Here is an 18,973-nt window from a genome sequence, read left to right on the forward strand (position 1 = left end):
GATCGAAGCGGTCGGTGCGATGAACTCAAGCACCTTTGCCCGGCGTCTCGGAAACTCAGAGCGCCGGGGAAATAATTCGAATGATAATGGCCAAAACGTCTTGCATAGCCGGGCTTATAGGCCGGTTGTGCCTATTGGTCCAGAGCTTCCGGCCCCTGCGGCGAATGGCGCAGCTTGGCCCAGCGGTTCAGCCAAGCCAAACCCGCCAGCGCCAGCCCCAAAGCCAGCAACGAAAACACCCGGATCAGGCCGCCCAAGCCTGAGATGTCGATCAGGAACACCTTGGCCACCGCCAGCCCGATCACCGCCAGCCCGGCCTTGCGCATCAGGTTCGAACCGCGGGCCAACGACTGATAGAACAGCGCCGCGCCGATCACCAGCAGCGCGAGCGTGTAGGTATAAAGCTCGGGCTGGGACACGCCGTTGCCTTCATACATTCCTGCCGCACCCTGCCAGAAATGCCGGATGGTCAGGCCCAGCCACAAGGCACCCAGCGCGATGGCCACTCCCTGGCAGACCAGCCGCAACTGGGCCGGCATCGTGGGGATTCGCCACGCGAACAGACCGATGACAAGGGCCGGCAGTAAATAGGCAATGGCAAGCGTGTTCACGATCGGAGGTCCCAGAACAGGATCTGCGCCAAAACGCAAAACAGGGTTGGCCACTGTCGCAGCCAGCGCCAGCCACAACAGGCCATGCGCGGCGAAAAACACGCCCAATGCGACCCGCACCCAGTTCAATCGCCCGCCCAGCGCAAACCGCTGCCCCTGCGCGAATGCCAACAGCAGCCAAATGGCCGACAGCAGGCCCAGCCCCCAATGGCTGTCGTCGGCACCGCCCTCGCCCAGCCCTTCCAACCAGCGCAGCAGCAGCAGCGACACCAGAACGCCGCCCGTCGCCCAAGCCGCGCTGTCTAACATGACCTTGGCGACAGGTCGGTCCAGCGGGCGCAGCATCCACCATGCGGCGACATAGCCTGCAACCGCAGTTCCATAGACCAGCGCCATTTCCGGAACCGGCGCATCGAGCGCCCAGCCCAGACCCGGGTTCAGGATCAGCCGGAACGTGACGGTGACGACTCCGGCCCAGATGAACCAGCTCATCGGCGGCAGGGCAAACCGCCGGTCCAGCGCCGCCGCCGCGATGATCGTGACCACGAATGCGATGGTCAGCGCCGCCGAGCTGAGCACGATCACGCAGCCGAAGGTCAGGCAGGACAGGGCCGACAGCGTGGCCAAAGCCGGACGCATCCGGGCCTTAACATCCACACGCGCAAAGCGCTCGGCTAGCACCACCATCAGCGCCGCAAGCGCGACCGCATGCAGGGCCCAGGGGTAGGCTCCGATAACGCTGGCCGGGCGCCAGCCAAGCTCAAGCGCGATGGCCAGCGCCGGGGCGTACAGCGCGGCGGCACCGGCCCAGACCAGCGGGTACCGCCCACCCCGGAACGACCGCCATGCCGCCAGAACAGCGATCACCGCGCCCAGCGCAACCAGCCACGTCGCGGCCAACGGAAAATCGACTTCGGGCGTTTCGGAGTAGGTCTGCCAGAACCCACGCGCCACCGCGCCGCCATCAAACCCGTGCGTGAACACGAAACCACCCAGCCCCAGGGCAGGCAGCGCGGTCATGTCCTGCAGGGCCGGTGCGTCCTTGGCCCAGATCAGCAGGGCGAACGTCAGGACTGCCAGCAGGATCACACCCAGCCAGAACTCACCGCTCGTATCCGCCCATTGCAACACCAGAATGGCCGAGCTTGCCAGCACCGCCCCAAAGGCCAAACGCGTCGGAAATTCGGGCCACGGACCACTGGCTTTTCTGACAAAGATTTCGCTGAACATCGCGCCGTCATGATCAGGCCAGATCCGGCGCACGGGAATGGCAATGGCGATCACGGCAACGGCAGCCACGTAGATGAGGAAAGCCGGTTCTGTGATCGGCGAACCAGCCACAAGCAAAAGGCCCGCCAAATAGGCTCCCATCAGCGACAGCACCGACACCCAGGCCCAACGCTGCACCGTGTCGATCCCAAGCCCAAGCCCGGTGATCACAAAGAAATATCCATGCAGCCAGGAAGGGTCGGCCGACTCTCCACCTACGACGAATGGCGCGGCAAAGGCGCCGATCAACCCGATCGCCGCCAGCAGTGGGCCGTGGAACCAGCCCAGAACCAGCCCGACAAGGGCGATGGCGATCATGCCCGCCAAAGCCGCCTCGGGGCCGATCAGGTCATAGAGCTGGCGCGCCGCCAGCACACCGCCGAACAGCGTGACCAGCCCCGCGCCGGAAAACACCGAAGGCAGGTAGGCGGTGGCCGACGACTCGTCATCGCCGTATCGGCGCCGCACGACTTCACCCGCCACGATCAGCAGCGAGCCGAAGCCCAAGGCCGCCAACACGCGCGCGGTGGGCGGCAGCAACCCGTTCTCGACCCCGTATTGCACCAGAAATATCCCCGCCAGCGCCAGCGACAGGGCGGATACGGCATAGAACCAGTTCTCGCGGAGCCACGCGCCCAGATCGTCGAAGCGCTCGGCGCGGAACACGACTGCGGCCGGAGGGGATGCGGTCTCGGCAACAGTTGCCGATTTTTCAGGCTCGGGCTGTTGATCCGGCGTGGGTGGGCTTTCCTGTTTCGGCGGGCCCCAAGGGGCCGGTCGGGGTTTTGGCTTCAACGCTTCTGCTGGCGCGGGCGGCGTCTGCGCGGGCCGCGCCATGTCGGGCTGCGGCTCGACACCCGACCTGATCTCCAACTGCTCGACCCGCCGCCGCAGTCGGGCATGGCCGACCAGCAAGACGACAATAGATACCGGCATCGCCAAAACGACCAAGCCAACAAGAACAAGCAGAGATTCCAAACCGCACCTCCGGGCAAATCTGCATTATAGGCTATCCTGTGCAGGCGCGGTAAGACAGTCGGGAAATCCCAAATGGTTTCAGCCTGTTGTGGTCTGACGCCAGTAATCTAAGGATGGAACAGAGACCCGACGAGATAGGCAATTGCCGCCGCTGCTCCACCAATCGCCAGCGTCTCAAGCCCCGAGCGCCACCAGGGTGCCAGCGACCACCGGCTTTTCATCGCGCCGATGGCAAAGAACACGCCCAGCGTCATCAGGACCGAGGCTGAAAACGCGCCCTCGACACCCAACAAGAACGGCACGAGCGGAACCATACCGGCCACGACAAAGGCCGCGAACGTGGCTGCGGCGGCCTTGAGCGGATGCGGATCGACGCTGCCCAACCCGTACTCGCCCTCGATCATCAGGTTGATCCACGTGTCACGATCGGCAGTGATCGCATCGGTTGCCTGTTCGAGCACCCGGCCCGACAGGCCCTTGCGGGACAGGATTTCCAGCACCTCGCCGCGCTCGCCGTCTGGGTAGAGGCGGATGTGGCGCTCTTCGATGGCGCGGATCCGTCGGATATTGTCCAGCTCGGCCTTGGTCCCCGAGTAATTCCCAGCAGCCATCGAGAACCCGTCGGCCAGCACGTTGGCCAGGCCCAAGGCCACGATGACGAAGGGCGACAGCCCGGCCCCGGCCACGCCTGCCACGATGGCCAGCGTGGTCACCGATCCGTCGATCCCGCCATAGACAACGTCCCGCAAGAACCCGCGCCCGGGTGGGGTGTCGATCCGTTCTGCGATTTCCTGTTGGCTGTGGCCGTGATCCGCCATGGCTGGTCTCCCTTCCGGAAGATTTTGCCCTGCGCAGCGGCCCGTTGGCTTTGCGGCAGATCAACCCTTGGAAAACAGCCCGCCCAGCGCGCGCGAGACCATGCCGCGGGTCGACGGCCTGTGCCGGTCCGAGAAGGGCAGCGGACGGCAGACCTCCATCGCGGCCACGCCGACGCGGGCGCTTAGGGCGCCGTTGACCAGCCCTTCGCCAAAGCGGCGCGACAGTTTGCTGAGGACTGACCCGCCCAGAACCGGTTCGAGCAGGTCGTCGCCCACGGCCACCGCACCGGTGGCCACCAGGTGAACGAACACCGCGCGGGTCAACCGCCAGCCCCCCAGAAACCCGGCCCGACCGCCATAGATTTCGGCAATCCGGCGAATCATCCGCAGCGAGGCAAGAAGCGCCGTCGCAACATCGGCCAGCGCCAGAGGAACCAGCGCCGTCACGGTCGCGACCTGGCGCGCGGCGGCCTCGACCTCGCGGCTGGCAACAGCATCCAGCGGGGCCAGCAATTCATCCTCGACCAGTCCCAGCAGGCCCGAAGCGTCGAACTGTTCCTCGACCCGTTCGGCCAGACGGTCGCGGCCCCAGCGCGTATCTTCGCGCCCGCGATAGAACGCGATCAGGCGCTGCGTCACGGCCCGGGCCTGCGCCAGATCAGCATCGGCCAGCGCGGCATCGGCGGCGCGGCGCATCCCGTCCACCCGCGACAGCCGGCCAAGCGCGGCCAGTTCGCGCAGGGCGATCAGCAGAGCCACCAGCACCAGCGCGCAGATCAGGCCGGTCACGATCCAGCCCAGCACCGGAACGCTGGCGATCAACGAGGTGGCAAAATTCCACGCGGCTACAGAGACCGCCGCCCCCACGACGGCAACCGCCAGCCCCCAGAACCACCGGCCCAGAACCGACGGCTTGCGCGCGGCCAGCCGGGCCGCGGCCTGCATCGCCTGCCCCTGGGGTGGCGCGATATCCGGTACCGGCGCGGCGTTCGCCACGTCGGCGGCCGGGGCATCCTCGTCAAGCTCGATCAGAACCGGACCCTTGGCCATGCGTCACTCCTTCTGTTGCCAGACGAACCGAATGTCCGGCAGCTGTTCATCATTGTCGACCCCGTCGCTGCGGGCCACTTCGACAAAGCCGTGCCGTTCGTAGAACCGGCGCGCGCCCGTGTTGGCCTGAAAGGCATACAGCGCCAGTTCTCGGCGACCTGCCTTGGCGCTGTCCAGCAGTTGTGCGCCGATCCCCTGACTTCGCGCGGCGGGGCTTAGGTACAGGCAATGAACCTCGGTCTCGTCCACGGCCAGAAAGCCTGCGACCTTGCCGCCCTGTTCGGCAACCGTGACCCATCCATTGTCGATCATCCGCCCGCAAAAGGCGATGGCTTCGGCCCCGGAATGCAGCTCGGGCATCCAGTCGTTTTCGCGTGCAAAGCCGTGCAGGATCTCTCCGACCGCCCCGGCGTCGAGGCTGCGCGCGGGCCTGAGGGTAACGGTCACAGCCGGTCCCCGATCAGAAACTGCGCAGCGCGGTCCAGCCGGATATGCGGCGGGCCGTCGCCGGGGCGCAGCGACAGATGCGCCGGGGCAAAGGTCATGAACCCGTAATCCTCGCCCAACCAAGTGTCGGCCCCCTTGCGCGCGGGGCCCAGCAGATGGGCGGGGTCTTCGGGCAGTTCTCCGGGATAGAAGGCCGCCTGCTTGCCGGTGTCCAACGTACCGCGCACGCAGGGCAGTTCGACGCCGTTGTGATTGCGGATTTCTTCGGTCGTCACGCGCAGCGCGGCGATGGACATGGCAGCGGTCTCGGCCCCGGCGAACCTAGCGCGGTCGCGCGCCTCGCGCGTCAGAGCCTCCATGATCGCGGTCAGGCGCGGGTGCTGCAGGTGGTGCAGGTGATCGGCCTTGGTGGCAGCGAACAGGATGCGTTCGACCCGCTTGCCCAGCAGCATCTGGCTGAGCCACGCATTGCGGCCGGGCCGGAAGGCAGACAGGATATCACCCATGGCGCGGCGCATGTCCTCGACCGCCTGCGGCCCCTTATGGATCGCGCCCAGCGCATCCACCAACACCACCTGCCGGTCGATCCGGGCAAAATGATCCCGGAAAAAGGGCTTCACGACCTGCGATTTGTAGGCCTCGAACCGGCGCTCCATCTCGCGATGCAAGCTGCGGCGGCGCGAGGCGCCCTCGGTCGGCAAAGGCGCAAAGGTCAGCACCGGCGACCCGGCCAGATCACCCGGCAGCAGAAACCGGCCCGGCGTACAGTCATAGAAACCCGCATCCCGCGCGGCAGTCAGATAGTCGGCAAAGCCCCGCGCCAGGGCCTGCGCGGTGGGTTCATCATGGGGGTCGGCCGGGTCAACAGATTTGATCTGGGCCAGGAAATCAGCGGCGGCCGGACGCTGCGCGATCCGCTCCAACGTTTCGCGCGACCAGTCGTCATAGGATTTTTCGAGCAGGGCCAGATCCAGCAGCCACTCGCCGGGATAGTCGACGATGTCCAGATGCACGGTGCGCGGCCCCTGCAGGCCGGCCAGCAGCCCGGCGGGGCGGGCCTTGAACGACAGACGCAGCTCGGACACGGCGCGGGTGCTGTCGGGCCAGTGGGGCTGCGGCCCGGTCAGAGCCGACAGGTGCGATTCATAGTCGAACCGAGGCACGGTGTCGTCGGGCTGCGGCTGCAGGTAGGCGGCGTTGATGCGCCCCTCCTGCTGGGCGACCAGGCCGGGCATCCGCCCCCTGTCCAGAAGGTTGGCCACCAGCGACGTGATGAACACCGTCTTGCCCGACCGCGCCAGACCGGTGACCCCCAGCCGGACGACCGGTTCGAAAAACGTCTCGGACACGCGGTCGCCGACGGATTCGACGCCGCGCACAAGACTGTCTGCCAGTGATGAGATGACCAAACCGCCGCCCCGCATTTCTTGTTTGTCCCAAGATAGGTAGCCGCTGCCCCGGTTGCCAGCGCTTTTGCCGCCTGCCCTTGCCCGGGCGCGTCCGGCAAGGTACCAGCAGCCCATGCCCAGATACGCGTTGAAAGTCGAATACCAAGGTGCGCCGTTTGCCGGATGGCAGCGGCAGAAAGAGCTGCCCTCGGTCCAGGGCGCCATCGAGGCGGCTTTGTCGAAACTGCAGCCCGGTGCGCACACGATCGCGGCCGCTGGGCGCACGGATGCGGGCGTTCACGCGCTGGGGCAAGTGGCCCATTGCGACCTTGAAAAAGACTGGGACCCGTTCCGCCTGTCCGAGGCGCTGAACTATCACCTCAAGCCGTTGCCGGTGGCGATTCTCAAGGCCGCGCGGGTGGCGGAAGACTGGCATGCGCGGTTCTCGGCCATCGAGCGGCAATACCTGTTCCGCATCCTGATCCGCCGTGCACCCGCGACCCATGACAAGGGCCAGGTCTGGCAGATCGGGCACCCGCTGGATGTCGCCGCGATGCAGGAAGGGGCCGACATGCTGATCGGGCGGCACGACTTCACCACCTTCCGGTCCTCGATCTGCCAGGCGGCCAGCCCGGTCAAGACGCTGGACGAGCTGCGCGTCGAACATGTTCAGGGCTTTTCCGGCCCCGAAGTGCATTTCCATGTCCGTGCCCGGTCCTTCCTGCACAACCAGGTACGCAGTTTCGTCGGCACGCTTGAACGGGTCGGCGCGGGCGCCTGGACACCGCAGGACGTGCGCGATGCGCTCGAGGCCGCCGACCGCGCGGCCTGCGGGCCGGTCTGCCCGCCGCAAGGTTTGTACCTGGCGCGGGTGGGCTACCCCGATCCTGTTTTCGACTGACGTCAGAGCGCGCGCAGCAGCAATCCGCCCGCGATCACCGCGATCAGCAGCCCGGCCACCAGTTCGATCGTGGGCGCCAACACGGCCGCAAACCGCGTGGCTGAGGCCGAGGCCAGCAACCCGCCCCGCAACCCGAACGACGTCCAACCAACCAGGGTGGTAACGGTCGCGGTGCCCAGCGCCATGGCAAAGGCCCCGGCGATACCGACCATCGCGATGCCCATCTGCCAGGTCAGGATCAGCACGAACAAAGCTCCGGTACAGGGTCGCGCGGCGATGCCTGCGATCAGAATCAGCGCCTCGCGCAGGCTGCCGACCTGGGCCACCTCTTCGGCGGTGGGGCCGTGACGATGCCCGCAATCGGAACAGACCTCGCCGTCGTGGTGGTGATGCCCGTGATCATGATGATGGTGATGGTCGTGCGGAGCACTGTCCGCACGGCCGCGCCGGGCGAAACTGCGCAGCGACCGCAGAACAAGCCACAGCCCGATGGCCGCGATTGCGCCATAGCTGACCGGGGCCATGATCTGCTCGGTGGTGCCGACCAAGCTTTCCCGCGACATCTGGAACACCAGAACGCCTGCATAAACCAGAACGATCGCCGTCACGGCCTGCCCCAGCGAGGACAGAACGCTGATCGCCGACAGGCGCAGAAAGGCGACATTGCGGCCCAGCCCGTACCCTCCGATCAGCACCTTGCCATGACCCGGCCCCACCGCATGGAAGAACCCATAGGCAAAACACACGGCCAGCAGCGTGGCCACGGCCTCGGGCTGTTCGGCCCGCGCGGCCCGCAGGGCACGGGCGATCTGGTTCTGGAATTCCCGCTGCTCGCCCGCGGCCCAAGACGCGAGGCTGTCAAACCCGCCGCTGCCCCAGAACCACAGCAGCAGCGCAATCGCCAGGCTGACCGGCAGGATCAGGTAGCGGGACATGAAACGCGGATCTCGGTGGCAAAGCGTTCACCGACCAGAGGGATGTCGTTCTCCTCGAGGTCATAGTCGGCGTCCAAGGTCAGCAGAAAGGCCTGCATCTGGGCCAGTTCGCCGTCGATATCCGGCTCGAACCTGTCGATCCGGCAGGTTTCAGGCCCGGAAACGGTGACCGGACGCGTCACCTCGTAGGCGGTATAGAATGTCTCGTCATAGGGTTTGGCCGACAGAGCCTGCGCGGGTACTGGCTCGCCCTCGACCTTGCGCAGATGGGTGGTCACGATACGGCCATCCTCTGTCGTCGCGCGCGGCTCTAGCGGACCAGACAAGGCAACCGGCTGATCGGCTGCCAGGATGACCAGATCGCCGTTGTATCCTTCGACCCATTGCGCGTCGAAGCCAGCAAGGCGCTGTTCTTCCGCCTCGGATAAAACGCCGTCGCCGTCCTGATCCAACCTCATGTCCTCGAGCACCAGCAACGAGTAGAATTCGTCATAAGCCCAAGTGACGCGGACATGGGTCAGGTTGCCCGACTCATCCACGATGAATTCCAACCCGGTGTCGATGAAGACATGCGGGTGCGCCACCGCAGAAAACGGCAGGCAACAGGCGATCACGGCGGGTATCCAGCGCATGAACGCGAAGATAGGGTGCCCGACCGGCGCTGGCAACACAGTTCGGCGGTGAGCACGGATTTTGCCGCTCATTTCGGCGGAAACAGGACCAGCGTCTGCAGCGCCGTGCCAATCGGGCCTTGAGTATCGTACAGAACCGACTGCGACATCCCGATGCCGCTGGGCTGCCAGTGTGACACGGAATCCGAGGCGAGCCAGTCAGACACCGGCTCGCGGTGGATCTGCACCGTCAGGTCGGTGTTCATGAACCCCATTTCCGAGGTCGGCGCATTCCACGAAATGCCGTTGCCGCAATCGGCCAGCGGGCACAGCGACTGGATCGGCGAGGGGGTTTCGCCCTGCAGCAGAGGCGGGGTGCGCATCCAGATGGTTTTCGGCCCCGCCCCTTGGTTGCCGCCCTTGGGATAAGCCACCTCGGAATGATGGGCAAAGCCGGGCAGGTCATGCCGCATTTCGCCGATGGGAAACGGGCCGTCTTCGATCTGCGACAGGTCGGGGCCTTGGATCGCCACATTCGGCACCGGCCCCAGATCCCGGCGCGCCAGATGCATCGTGGTGGCGGTGGCGCACAGCGTATCGTCCAGGTCATGCACGGTGACGCGCGTGGTGGCCAGCGTCTTGGTGTGGCGGACGGTCTCGGCGGCCACGCGCAGACCGGACAGAGGCAGCGGGCGCAGCAGATCGACCGTCAGGCGGGTCAGCATCTTGTCGAGGCCGACCTCGATCTCGGCCGCGCGCACGATCAGGCCCGCAACCGGGCCGGCATGACAGTGATCGGCCGACCACGGCCCGCGCGCCGGGTCATTGCCGACAAAGGCCCCGTCGGGCGCGACCCGAAAATATGCGGTCTCACCCACCACTGGCTGCATCGCCGCGTCCTGCATGTCAGATCTTTTCCTGGGTATGCTTTCTCAGTTCGGCCCGCGCCACCTGACGGCGATGCACCGCATCCGGGCCATCGGCTAGCCGCAGCGTGCGCACATGTGTCCAGGCAGTGGCCAGCGGCGTATCCTGGCTGACGCCTTGCCCGCCAAACATCTGCACCGCCTCGTCGATCACCTTCAGCGCAACACGCGGCGCGACGACCTTGATCTGGCTGATCCACGGGGCAGCCGCGCGCGCATCGCCCTGATCCATGTACCACGCGGCCTTCAGACACAGCAGGCGGGCCATCTCGATCTCCATCCGGCACTCGGCGATGATGTCGAAATTGGCACCCAACTGCGCCAGCTTCTTGCCGAAGGCTTCGCGCTGCAGGGCGCGTTTGCACATCTGCTCCAGCGCCATCTCGGCCTGGCCGATCGCGCGCATGCAGTGATGGATGCGACCGGGCCCGAGGCGCCCCTGTGCGATTTCGAACCCGCGGCCCTCGCCTAGCAGGATGTTCTCGGCCGGCACTCGGACATCGGTGAACCGGATATGCATGTGCCCGTGCGGCGCGTCGTCATGGCCGTACACTTCCATCGGGCGCAGGATCTCGATCCCCGGCGTGTCGGCGGGCACCACGATCATGGACTGGCGCTGGTGCTTGGGCAGGTCGTCGCCGCCGGTCTTGACCATCACGATGTAGACCTTGCAGCGCGGATCGCCCGCGCCGGACGACCACCATTTCTCGCCATTCAGAACATAGTCATCCCCGTCCCGCACGCAGGACATCGAGATATTCGTGGCATCCGACGAGGCTACATCCGGTTCGGTCATCAGATAGGCCGAGCGGATCTCGCCCGCGAGCAGCGGCTTGAGCCACTGCTCTTTCATCTTCTCGGTGCCATAGCGCTCGAACACCTCCATGTTGCCGGTGTCGGGGGCGGAACAGTTAAACACCTCGGCGCCCAGCGGGGTCTTACCCATCTCTTCGGCGAAATAGGCGTACTCGACCGTAGTGAGGCCAAATCCCTTGTCGCTGTCGGTCAGCCAGAAATTCCACAGACCCGCCGCCTTTGACTTGGCCTTCAACCCCTCCAGGATCTCGGCCTGGCGGTCGGTGTACTGCCAGCGGTCGCCCTTGTTGATCTCGGCCTGGTATTCCTCTTCCAACGGCATGATCTCGTTGCGGATCATGTCGCGGACCCGCTCCAGCAGCGCCCGGTTCTCCTCGCGCAAGACGAATGACATGTTCATGGATGGTCCCTCCCAAATGGCCCGGCGCAGGGCCGAATTTCTGACGCGAGGATGGCGCAGGGTCACTGACCGTGTCCAGTCGGGTGACGGGACGTCACGCGCAATCATTTGTTCAAACGACTTGGGGACGTTTGGCCCGGATCGAGCGTTTCCTCAGGCAATCAGGGTGTCATGATCCAGTTTCCGCCAGCGTCCCTGCAACGCCGCGTCCGGATTTCGCGGGTTTGATCACCGCCTTCGGCTTGGATGAAATGCTGCAGATGTACACAGTTTCCCCGCACGTCGCGTACCCGGATCGTCCCTTTCGAGCCGGTCTGTTCATTTTCCCAGCTGCGTTCCTGCCCGACGCTAGGCGTCCCGCCCGACAGCAGTGCCGTCGAGGCCGCGTCCAGAATCTGAAAATCAGCCGGGCTCAGGCCCATTTCGGCAATGATCCGCGACAGAGGTTTGGCCTGCGCCGTGCCGATCAACCCGACCAGAACCGCTGCGCAGAAGAGGAAGAAAAACCGGGGCATGCCTTGAAACTCGCTTTCGTCGAAATGGGTCCGGGGCCAAGCCTATACCGCGGGTGCGGTGCGGCCAAGCCCCGGGCGGGGTGCACCTTCAAATAATCCCGAACAAACCTATTGCATCCGTGACGCTATCGGCCCCCGCACGATCGGCACATAGTGGCCGAGACACCTACCCGAGGTTTTACGATGGCTCATCCCACCTATTACGCGCCCTATGGCGGCCACCCCGGTCAGGATCAGTTGCTGACCGATCGCGCCATGTTCACCGAGGCCTATGCCGTGATCCCGCGCGGTACGATGCGCGACATCGTCACCAGCTTTCTGCCGTTCTGGGAGAAGACCCGGCTGTGGGTCCTGTCCCGTCCGCTCAGCGGCTTCGCCGAAACCTTTTCGCAATACATCATGGAGGTTCAGCCCGGCGGTGGCAGCGACCGACCCGAGACCGACCCGGCGGCGCAAGGCGTCCTCTTCGTGGTCGAAGGGACCGTGGTCCTGACCCTCGCCGGGCAGAAGCACGTGCTGGACCCCGGCGGATACGCCTATGTGCCGCCCGGATCCGACTGGGCGCTGCACAACCGGTCCGACGCGGTGGCGCGGTTCCACTGGGTGCGCAAGGCCTATCAGGCGGTGCCCGGCCTGCCCGCCCCCGACCCGATCATCACCAACGAGTGCGACGTGGCCCCCACCCCGATGCCCGGCACCGAGGGTCGCTGGGCCACCACCCGCTTTGCCGACCCGGCCGACCTGCGTCATGACATGCATGTCAACATCGTCACCTTCGAACCCGGCACCGTCATTCCCTTTGCCGAGACCCATGTGATGGAACACGGGCTGTATGTGCTGGAAGGCAAGGCGGTCTATCGGCTGAACCAGGATTGGGTCGAGGTCGAGGCCGGCGACTACATGTGGCTGCGCGCGTTCTGCCCGCAGGCCTGCTATGCCGGCGGGCCGGGGCGGTTCAGGTACCTGCTGTACAAGGACGTCAACCGCCACATGCCCCTGTCCGTGGCCGGGCGATAGCGAGAAATTCCCTCCCGAAACCGGCTTTCCGGGGCCGAGACTTCCCTCGGGGGCCGAAATTTGCTCTGATCGGGGCAGATTTCATGTGTTCATTCCCGGAGATTGCCCAATGAAACTGCGTAGATCCATTTTGACTCTGGCCACGATCGCGCCTCTCAGCGTCGCCGCCCCGGCCCTTGCAAACGAAGAAACCCGAACCGTATCGGTGATGAGCCGCACCTGGGCCGTCACCCAGGTGGCCGACGAACCGGTCGTGTACCGCGCCACCCGCGACAACAACAACCTTAACCCGTTCGGTCCGCCCCCGCGCCTGCGCACGCTTCAGGCCATCGCGGCCATCCAGCAAGCGACCGGGTGCAAGGTGATCCGGTCCAGCATGTACCAGAACATCTCGGGTCAGTTCTTCTCGCAAGTCAGCTGCCGCTGACATCCCTCCGAACGGGCATTGAGGTCGCCCCGGCGCCCTGCCATAGCTTGCGCATGAAGATTGCGATCAACGGATTCGGCCGCATCGGCCGCACGATCCTGCGGCAGGTCATGGCGCTGCCCGCCGGGTCGGATGTTCAGGTGGTGCTGATCAACGACATCGCGCCGCTGGAAACCTGTGCCTATCTGTTCCAATACGACAGTACCTTCGGCCCCTATGCCGGGACGGTCGCGGCCCGGAACGCCGCGCTGGTGGTGGATGGCGTAGAAATCCCCGTCACCAACAGCGAAGATGTGGCGCGGGTCGATCTGTCGGGGGTGGATGTGCTGCTGGACTGCACCGGCATCGCCCGCAGCTCGGACGTGGCCGCACGGGGGCTGCAGGCCGGGGCGTCAAAGGTTCTGATCTCGGGGCCGTCACCGGCCGCCGACACCACCATCGTTCTGGGCGCCAACGAAGACGTCTTGGGCGATGCTCGGATCGTGTCGAACGCGTCCTGTACCACGAATGCGCTGGCGCCGCTCGTCAAGGTGCTGGACGGCATCGGGGGCATCGCATCAGGGCACATGACCACGATCCATTGCTACACCAACAGCCAGCCGATGGTAGACGCACCGCGGGGCGATCTGGCGCGGTCGCGCGCGGGGGCGCTGTCGATGGTGCCCACGACCTCGAGCGCGACGCACCTGATCGACGTGGTGCTGCCGCATCTAGCCGGGCGCATCTCGGGCGCGGCGGTGCGGGTGCCGACGGCCAGCGTCTCGGCCGTAGACCTAGTGGCGACGCTGGAAACTCCGATGGACATCGACACCTTCACAGAACGGTTGCGCCATGCGGTTGCCGAGTCGGCCGTTCTTGGCTGGACCGACATGCCCCTGGTGTCGTCCGACCTGCGGGCGCGGCCCGAGTCTCTGGTCATCGCCGGCCCCGAGATCCGCATGGTCGGCGACCGCCAAGTGCGAGTTTTTGGCTGGTACGACAATGAATGGGGGTTTTCGGCCCGGATGCTGGATGTGGCCCGGCTGATGGCGGGCTGACCCGGTCAGGGCAACCGCACCTCGTAAGGGGTGTCGAACCAATGCTCCTGAAGGTTGGTGCCGTCGCCGATGCGGTCGACCACGGCGAACAGGCCGGGCGCGCGCAGCGGCGTCAGCACGCCGTGCCATGTGCCGCGATGATAGTTCACGGCCTGCCCCGGCTGCGTCACGAAGGCCAGCGGCCTGCCCGGAACGCCATCTTCGTCCGGCGCGACGATCACCAGGAACGGCTGGTGGGTCATCGGAATGAAGGCCTGGCTGCCCTGAGGGTGACGTTCGACCATGTCCAGTTGATAGGGCAATGCCCGCGGGTTGGCGTCGAACAGGCTGATCCCCGCGCGCCCGTCCGCAAAATCCAGAACCGCCCGGTCATGGTATCGCCCGCACTGACCCTGGTTGATGATCTTGTCCGGCGCGCCGGAAACCTCGAGCACGTCGCCGAACGGCGCAAAGGCCTGGGCCGTCAGCGGCGCGATATGGATGACCCGGGTCATGAGGGCAGCAGGTCGCGCAGACGGAACTCGGCGATGCGCTCGACCTGACGGCAGGCTTCGGCGAGCTCGGTCTCGCGGTCATTCTCGATGCGTCGCTGAAACGCCTGCAGGATCGAGGCCTTGTCGTGGTCGCGCACCGCGATGATGAAGGGAAAGCCGAATTTCCGGGTGTAACGCGTGTTCAGATTGGTAAAGGCGTCGCGCTCGGCGTCGGTCAGGGCGTCCAACCCGGCCGAGGCCTGTTCGGCGGTGCTTTCAGCCGTCAGGCGTTTGGCCTGTGCCAGCTTGCCCGCCAGATCCGGATGCGCGGTCAGAACGCCCAAGCGCTCCTTGGGCGAGGCCGAACGGAACACCCGCGCCAGCGCGTTGTGCAGCCCGCCCGCCGTATCGTGCGCCGGCCCCAGTTCCAGCGCCCAGGCGCGCTCGGCGATCCAGGGCGAATGTTCGAAGATGCCGCCATAGGCCGCCACGAAGGAGTCGCGGTCCATCTGCGAGGGGCGCGGGCGGTCCTGCGGCGGATGATGCGCGGCCCAGTGTTCGGCAATCTGTAACCGGGTCGCGAACCACACATCGGAAAAGCCGCGCGCATAGTCCAGAAACCGCTTCAGCGCCATCACCCGGCCCGGTCGGCCGATCAGGCGGCAATGCAGACCGATCGACAACATCTTGGGCGCGCCGGCCTGCCCCTCGGCATAGAGCGCATCGAAACTGTCGCGCAGATACGCAAAGAACTGATCGCCCGAGTTGAACCCCTGCGGCGTGGCAAAGCGCATGTCGTTGCAGTCCAGCGTATAGGGCACGATCAGCTGGTCGCGCCCGCCGGTGTGCACCCAATAAGGCAGATCGTCGGCATAGCTGTCGGCCACATAGGCAAACCCGCCTTCCTCGGCGACAAGCCGCACGGTGTTGTCCGAACACCGCCCCGTGTACCAGCCGCGCGGGCGGTCTCCGACCACCTCGGTGTGCAGGCGGATCGCCTCGGCGATCTGGGCGCGCTCCTCGTCTTCGGGCATGTCCTTGTGTTCGATCCATCTCAGCCCGTGGCTGGCGATCTCCCACCCGGCGGACTTCATCGCCGCCACCTGATCGGGCGAGCGCGCCAGCGCGGTGGCCACGCCATAGACGGTCACCGGCAGGTCGGCCATCAGGCGATGCAGCCGCCAGAACCCGGCGCGGGCGCCGTATTCATAGATGGATTCCATGTTCCAATGCCGCTGGCCGGGCCAGGGCGCGGCGCCCACGATTTCGGACAGAAACGCCTCGGACGCCGCGTCGCCATGCAGCACGCAGTTTTCGCCGCCCTCTTCATAGTTCAGCACGATCTGCACTGCCAGCTTGGCGCCGCCGGGCCACTTCGCATCGGGCGTGGTGGCGCCATATCCGATCATGTCGCGCGGGTATCTGGGGGGCTGCATGTTGGGTTCCGCCTTTTGTTGCGACCATTCACTGGCTTTTTATTGCATGAAACCGCAAGGGATTATCAAATCAATCCGAACGCTGTTTCGGTTATTTGGCCGTTTCCTCGGGCATGGGTTTCGCCTCAGAATGCGGTCTATCCGTTTGCCAAATCCGCTGACGACCGGCAAGACTGCACCACGCAACAGGCAGGAGAGACCCGTGACAGGATACCTGACGACCCACGTTCTGGACACGGCCCGCGGCTGTCCGGCCCAAGGGCTGAAAATCGCGTTGTACCGCGTGTCGGGCAATTCGCACCGCAAGCTGGTCGAGATGCAGACCAACGCCGATGGGCGCACCGACAGCCCGATCCTGCCACAGGACAAGTTCCAAACCGGAACCTACGAGTTGATCTTTTTTGCCGGCGACTATCTGCGCGCCACCGGCCAGGCGGGAGCGGACCCGCTGTTCCTGGATCAGGTGCCGATCCGGTTCGGCATGTCCGATCCGCAGGCGCATTACCATGTGCCGCTGCTGCTGTCGCCCTACGGCTATTCCACCTATCGCGGCAGCTGAGAGCCTAGGCCTCGGCCCGGCGGACGACCGCACCGATCCGGGCGATCACGAAATCCATGAACAGGCGCGCCTTTGGGTCTTGATGGCGGCGATGCGTGTACAGGCACGCCATCTGCACCGGCACGGGCGGCGTGTCTTGCGCCACCGGTACAAGGCGGCCGGCCTTCAGATGCTCGGCCACTTCGAAGACCGGCTTCATCGCGATCCCCTGCCCCGCCAGTGCCCAATCGGTCAGCACGTCGCCATCATCGCACTCAAACCGGCCGGACACGGCAAAGCGTTTGGGGCCGTCGGGCGTCTGCAACAGCCATTGAAACTCGGTCGCGCCGGGATAGCGCAGGTTCAGGCATTCGTGCCGGTCCGCGATCAGATCAGCCCCCGATCGCGGCATGCCCCGGCGCGCGACATAATCCGGGGCCGCGCACAGAATGCGCTGACAATCGGCGATCTTGCGGATGCGCAGGGTGCTGTCCTCGGGCAGGCCGATGAAGAACGCAAGATCCAGCCCCTCGGTCGTCAGGTCCACCGAGCGGTCGGTCAGGCGCAGCCGCACGTCGATCTCGGGGTATTTGTCCAGAAATTCCGGCACTTGCGGCGCGATCAACCGCCGCCCCACCCCAAGCGGCGCCGCCACGAACAAGGTGCCGCGCGGGGCCTCGGTCAGGTGCATAACCTGCGCCTCGGCCTGATCGACCGCGTCCAGCACAGCAACCGCGCCGGGATAAAAGGCCCGGCCCTGCTCGGTCGGCGACAGGTTGCGCGTGGTGCGCTGGAACAGACGCACGCCCAGATGATCCTCGAGCTGGGAAATACGCGCCGATGTTACCGCCGGTGAAATCCGCAGATCGCGGCCCGCCGCGGACATGCTGCCCAGATCATAGACCCGGACAAAGGTGCGAATGTTGTCGAGATAGGACATCTTATCGTTTTTTTTGATACAGTTTGACAATATGCGGGAATACCGAAGAAACCATCACTTGCCTAGTGTGCAGGCAAACAATCGGAGAGCCATGGATGTTTGAGTTTGCCGTGTTCTGGGACTGGTTGGCCTTTGGCGTGCGCTGGCTGCATGTGGTCACCGCGATCGCGTGGATCGGGTCGTCATTCTATTTCATCGCGCTGGACCTCGGCCTGAACCGCGACATTCCCGGCCCGGCGGATGGCGAGGAATGGCAGGTGCATGGCGGCGGGTTTTATCACATCCAGAAATACTTGGTGGCGCCCGAACGGATGCCCGATCACCTGACCTGGTTCAAATGGGAAAGCTATTCCACATGGCTCAGCGGCGCGGCGCTGCTGATGATCGTCTATTGGGTGGGTGGAGAGCTGTACCTGATCGACGCGCAAAAGGCCGATCTGGCGCTGTGGCAGGGCATCCTGATCTCGGCGGCGTCGCTGACCGTGGGCTGGCTGATCTATGATTTCCTGTGCAAATCTGATCTGGGCGAGCGTCCGACCCTGCTGATGCTGCTGCTATTCGTTCTGCTGGTGGCAATGGGCTGGGGATACAACCAGATCTTCACCGGCCGCGCGATGATGCTGCATCTGGGCGCCTTCACCGCCACGATCATGACGGCCAACGTATTCTTCATCATCATGCCCAACCAACGGATCGTGGTGGACGACCTGAAAAATGGCCGCACCCCCGACCCGAAATACGGCAAGATCGCCAAGCTGCGTTCGACCCACAACAACTATCTGACTTTGCCGGTGGTCTTCCTGATGCTGTCGAACCACTATCCGCTGGCCTTTGCGACCAAGTACAACTGGATCATCGCGGCGCTGGTCTTTCTGATGGGCGTCACCATCCGCCACTATTTCAACACGCGCCACGCCCGGGCCGGCAACCCGACCTGGACCTGGCTTGTGACGGCCCTGCTGTTCATCGCCATCATGTGGCTGTCCACCGCCCCGATGCAGGACCCGCTGGAAGAGGCCGAGGCGCAGCCGCTGACGCCCTATGAACAGCGGTTCGCCGAGGCCCCCGGCTTCGAGGCCGCCCATGACGTCGTTCTGGGCCGCTGTTCGATGTGCCACGCGCGCGAGCCGGTCTGGGACGGCATCCTGTGGGCGCCCAAGGGCGTTCTGCTGGAAACCGAGGCCGACATCGCGCGCAACGCCAAGCAGATCTATCTGCAGGCGGGGATCAGCCACGCGATGCCGCCCGCGAACGTGACCTACATGGAGCCCGCGGACCGCGCGGCCATCGTCCGTTGGTTCCGCAACGCCGGGTCATGACAGCCGGCTGAAAATCCAGCTTGTCCACCCAATATTTCTGTCCCTTTCCCGCGCGCGATGTTCTAACATGCCGATCAAGGACGTTGCGGAGGCCGCATTTCGGCTGAAAAACCGCAATGCA

At 65.2% G+C, this 18,973-nt stretch carries 19 protein-coding genes; 6 read left to right on the plus strand and 13 right to left on the minus strand.

Going from position 1 to position 18,973, the window contains the following annotated elements:
- Window positions 1-131 precede the first annotated feature (131 nt).
- The 5 genes from AC2FMD_RS02170 to AC2FMD_RS02190 form a co-directional block, all read right to left on the minus strand.
- A complete protein-coding gene (locus tag AC2FMD_RS02170; RefSeq protein WP_496794600.1) occupies window positions 132-2,858 on the minus strand; it encodes a DUF2339 domain-containing protein in 2,727 nt (908 codons plus the stop codon).
- 107 nt (window positions 2,859-2,965) lie between these two features.
- Window positions 2,966-3,676, minus strand: coding sequence for a VIT1/CCC1 transporter family protein (locus AC2FMD_RS02175; protein WP_496711345.1), 711 nt, complete (start codon window positions 3,674-3,676; stop codon window positions 2,966-2,968).
- A 60-nt stretch (window positions 3,677-3,736) separates the two neighbouring features.
- A complete protein-coding gene (locus tag AC2FMD_RS02180; protein ID WP_496794601.1) occupies window positions 3,737-4,726 on the minus strand; it encodes a YcjF family protein in 990 nt (329 codons plus the stop codon).
- Between the two features lie 3 nt (window positions 4,727-4,729).
- Complete coding sequence (locus AC2FMD_RS02185) at window positions 4,730-5,173, minus strand: GNAT family N-acetyltransferase (RefSeq protein WP_496743088.1); 444 nt, start codon at window positions 5,171-5,173, stop codon at window positions 4,730-4,732.
- Window positions 5,170-6,582 carry a YcjX family GTP-binding protein gene (locus AC2FMD_RS02190; RefSeq protein ID WP_496743090.1) on the minus strand — a complete coding sequence of 471 codons (1,413 nt, stop codon included), beginning with the start codon at window positions 6,580-6,582 and terminating at the stop codon, window positions 5,170-5,172. Before AC2FMD_RS02190 ends, AC2FMD_RS02185 begins: the two co-directional genes overlap by 4 nt.
- Before the next feature lie 112 nt (window positions 6,583-6,694).
- On the opposite strand from AC2FMD_RS02190, the gene truA reads away from it, so the two are divergent.
- The gene (gene truA / locus AC2FMD_RS02195) at window positions 6,695-7,462 is read left to right on the plus strand and encodes a tRNA pseudouridine(38-40) synthase TruA (RefSeq protein ID WP_496743091.1); all 768 of its coding nucleotides are present in this window, start codon (window positions 6,695-6,697) and stop codon (window positions 7,460-7,462) included.
- A gap of 2 nt (window positions 7,463-7,464) precedes the next feature.
- Here the strand turns inward: truA and AC2FMD_RS02200 are convergent, their stop codons facing one another.
- The 5 genes from AC2FMD_RS02200 to AC2FMD_RS02220 form a co-directional block, all read right to left on the minus strand.
- Window positions 7,465-8,397, minus strand: coding sequence for a nickel/cobalt transporter (locus tag AC2FMD_RS02200; protein WP_496743093.1), 933 nt, complete (start codon window positions 8,395-8,397; stop codon window positions 7,465-7,467).
- Complete coding sequence (locus AC2FMD_RS02205; protein ID WP_496711340.1) at window positions 8,382-9,029, minus strand: DUF1007 family protein; 648 nt, start codon at window positions 9,027-9,029, stop codon at window positions 8,382-8,384. The genes AC2FMD_RS02200 and AC2FMD_RS02205 overlap by 16 nt, the downstream gene beginning before the upstream one ends.
- Window positions 9,030-9,097: 68 nt before the next feature.
- Window positions 9,098-9,913 carry a thioesterase family protein gene (locus tag AC2FMD_RS02210; RefSeq protein ID WP_496743095.1) on the minus strand — a complete coding sequence of 272 codons (816 nt, stop codon included), beginning with the start codon at window positions 9,911-9,913 and terminating at the stop codon, window positions 9,098-9,100.
- Between the two features lies 1 nt (window position 9,914).
- A complete protein-coding gene (locus AC2FMD_RS02215) occupies window positions 9,915-11,150 on the minus strand; it encodes an acyl-CoA dehydrogenase family protein (protein WP_496711338.1) in 1,236 nt (411 codons plus the stop codon).
- Window positions 11,151-11,311: 161 nt separating this feature from the next.
- Window positions 11,312-11,665 carry a hypothetical protein gene (locus tag AC2FMD_RS02220; RefSeq protein ID WP_496686937.1) on the minus strand — a complete coding sequence of 118 codons (354 nt, stop codon included), beginning with the start codon at window positions 11,663-11,665 and terminating at the stop codon, window positions 11,312-11,314.
- Window positions 11,666-11,848: 183 nt separating this feature from the next.
- Between AC2FMD_RS02220 and AC2FMD_RS02225 the strand changes: the two genes are divergently transcribed.
- From AC2FMD_RS02225 to AC2FMD_RS02235, 3 genes are all read left to right on the plus strand, one after another.
- A complete protein-coding gene (locus AC2FMD_RS02225; protein ID WP_496794602.1) occupies window positions 11,849-12,682 on the plus strand; it encodes a bifunctional allantoicase/(S)-ureidoglycine aminohydrolase in 834 nt (277 codons plus the stop codon).
- 109 nt (window positions 12,683-12,791) lie between these two features.
- Window positions 12,792-13,109 (plus strand): hypothetical protein, encoded by a 318-nt coding sequence (locus tag AC2FMD_RS02230; RefSeq protein WP_496682025.1) that lies wholly within the window; start codon window positions 12,792-12,794, stop codon window positions 13,107-13,109.
- A gap of 53 nt (window positions 13,110-13,162) precedes the next feature.
- Window positions 13,163-14,146 (plus strand): type I glyceraldehyde-3-phosphate dehydrogenase, encoded by a 984-nt coding sequence (locus AC2FMD_RS02235; protein WP_496711336.1) that lies wholly within the window; start codon window positions 13,163-13,165, stop codon window positions 14,144-14,146.
- Window positions 14,147-14,151: 5 nt separating this feature from the next.
- Here AC2FMD_RS02235 and AC2FMD_RS02240 read toward each other — a convergent pair whose 3' ends face one another.
- Window positions 14,152-14,640: an ureidoglycolate lyase gene (locus AC2FMD_RS02240; RefSeq protein ID WP_496711335.1), complete on the minus strand. Its 489-nt coding sequence runs from the start codon at window positions 14,638-14,640 to the stop codon at window positions 14,152-14,154.
- Window positions 14,637-16,055 (minus strand): allantoinase PuuE, encoded by a 1,419-nt coding sequence (gene puuE / locus AC2FMD_RS02245; RefSeq protein ID WP_496794603.1) that lies wholly within the window; start codon window positions 16,053-16,055, stop codon window positions 14,637-14,639. Before puuE ends, AC2FMD_RS02240 begins: the two co-directional genes overlap by 4 nt.
- Window positions 16,056-16,257: 202 nt before the next feature.
- On the opposite strand from puuE, the gene uraH reads away from it, so the two are divergent.
- The gene (gene uraH, locus AC2FMD_RS02250; protein ID WP_496682016.1) at window positions 16,258-16,614 is read left to right on the plus strand and encodes a hydroxyisourate hydrolase; all 357 of its coding nucleotides are present in this window, start codon (window positions 16,258-16,260) and stop codon (window positions 16,612-16,614) included.
- A gap of 4 nt (window positions 16,615-16,618) precedes the next feature.
- Here the strand turns inward: uraH and AC2FMD_RS02255 are convergent, their stop codons facing one another.
- Entirely contained in the window at window positions 16,619-17,533 is a 915-nt protein-coding gene (locus AC2FMD_RS02255) for a LysR family transcriptional regulator (protein ID WP_496682014.1), read from the minus strand.
- Between the two features lie 95 nt (window positions 17,534-17,628).
- On the opposite strand from AC2FMD_RS02255, the gene AC2FMD_RS02260 reads away from it, so the two are divergent.
- Entirely contained in the window at window positions 17,629-18,852 is a 1,224-nt protein-coding gene (locus AC2FMD_RS02260) for a urate hydroxylase PuuD (protein WP_496794604.1), read from the plus strand.
- Window positions 18,853-18,973: the final 121 nt, after the last annotated feature.

Source organism: Ruegeria sp. BHSC276 (assembly GCF_059612945.1).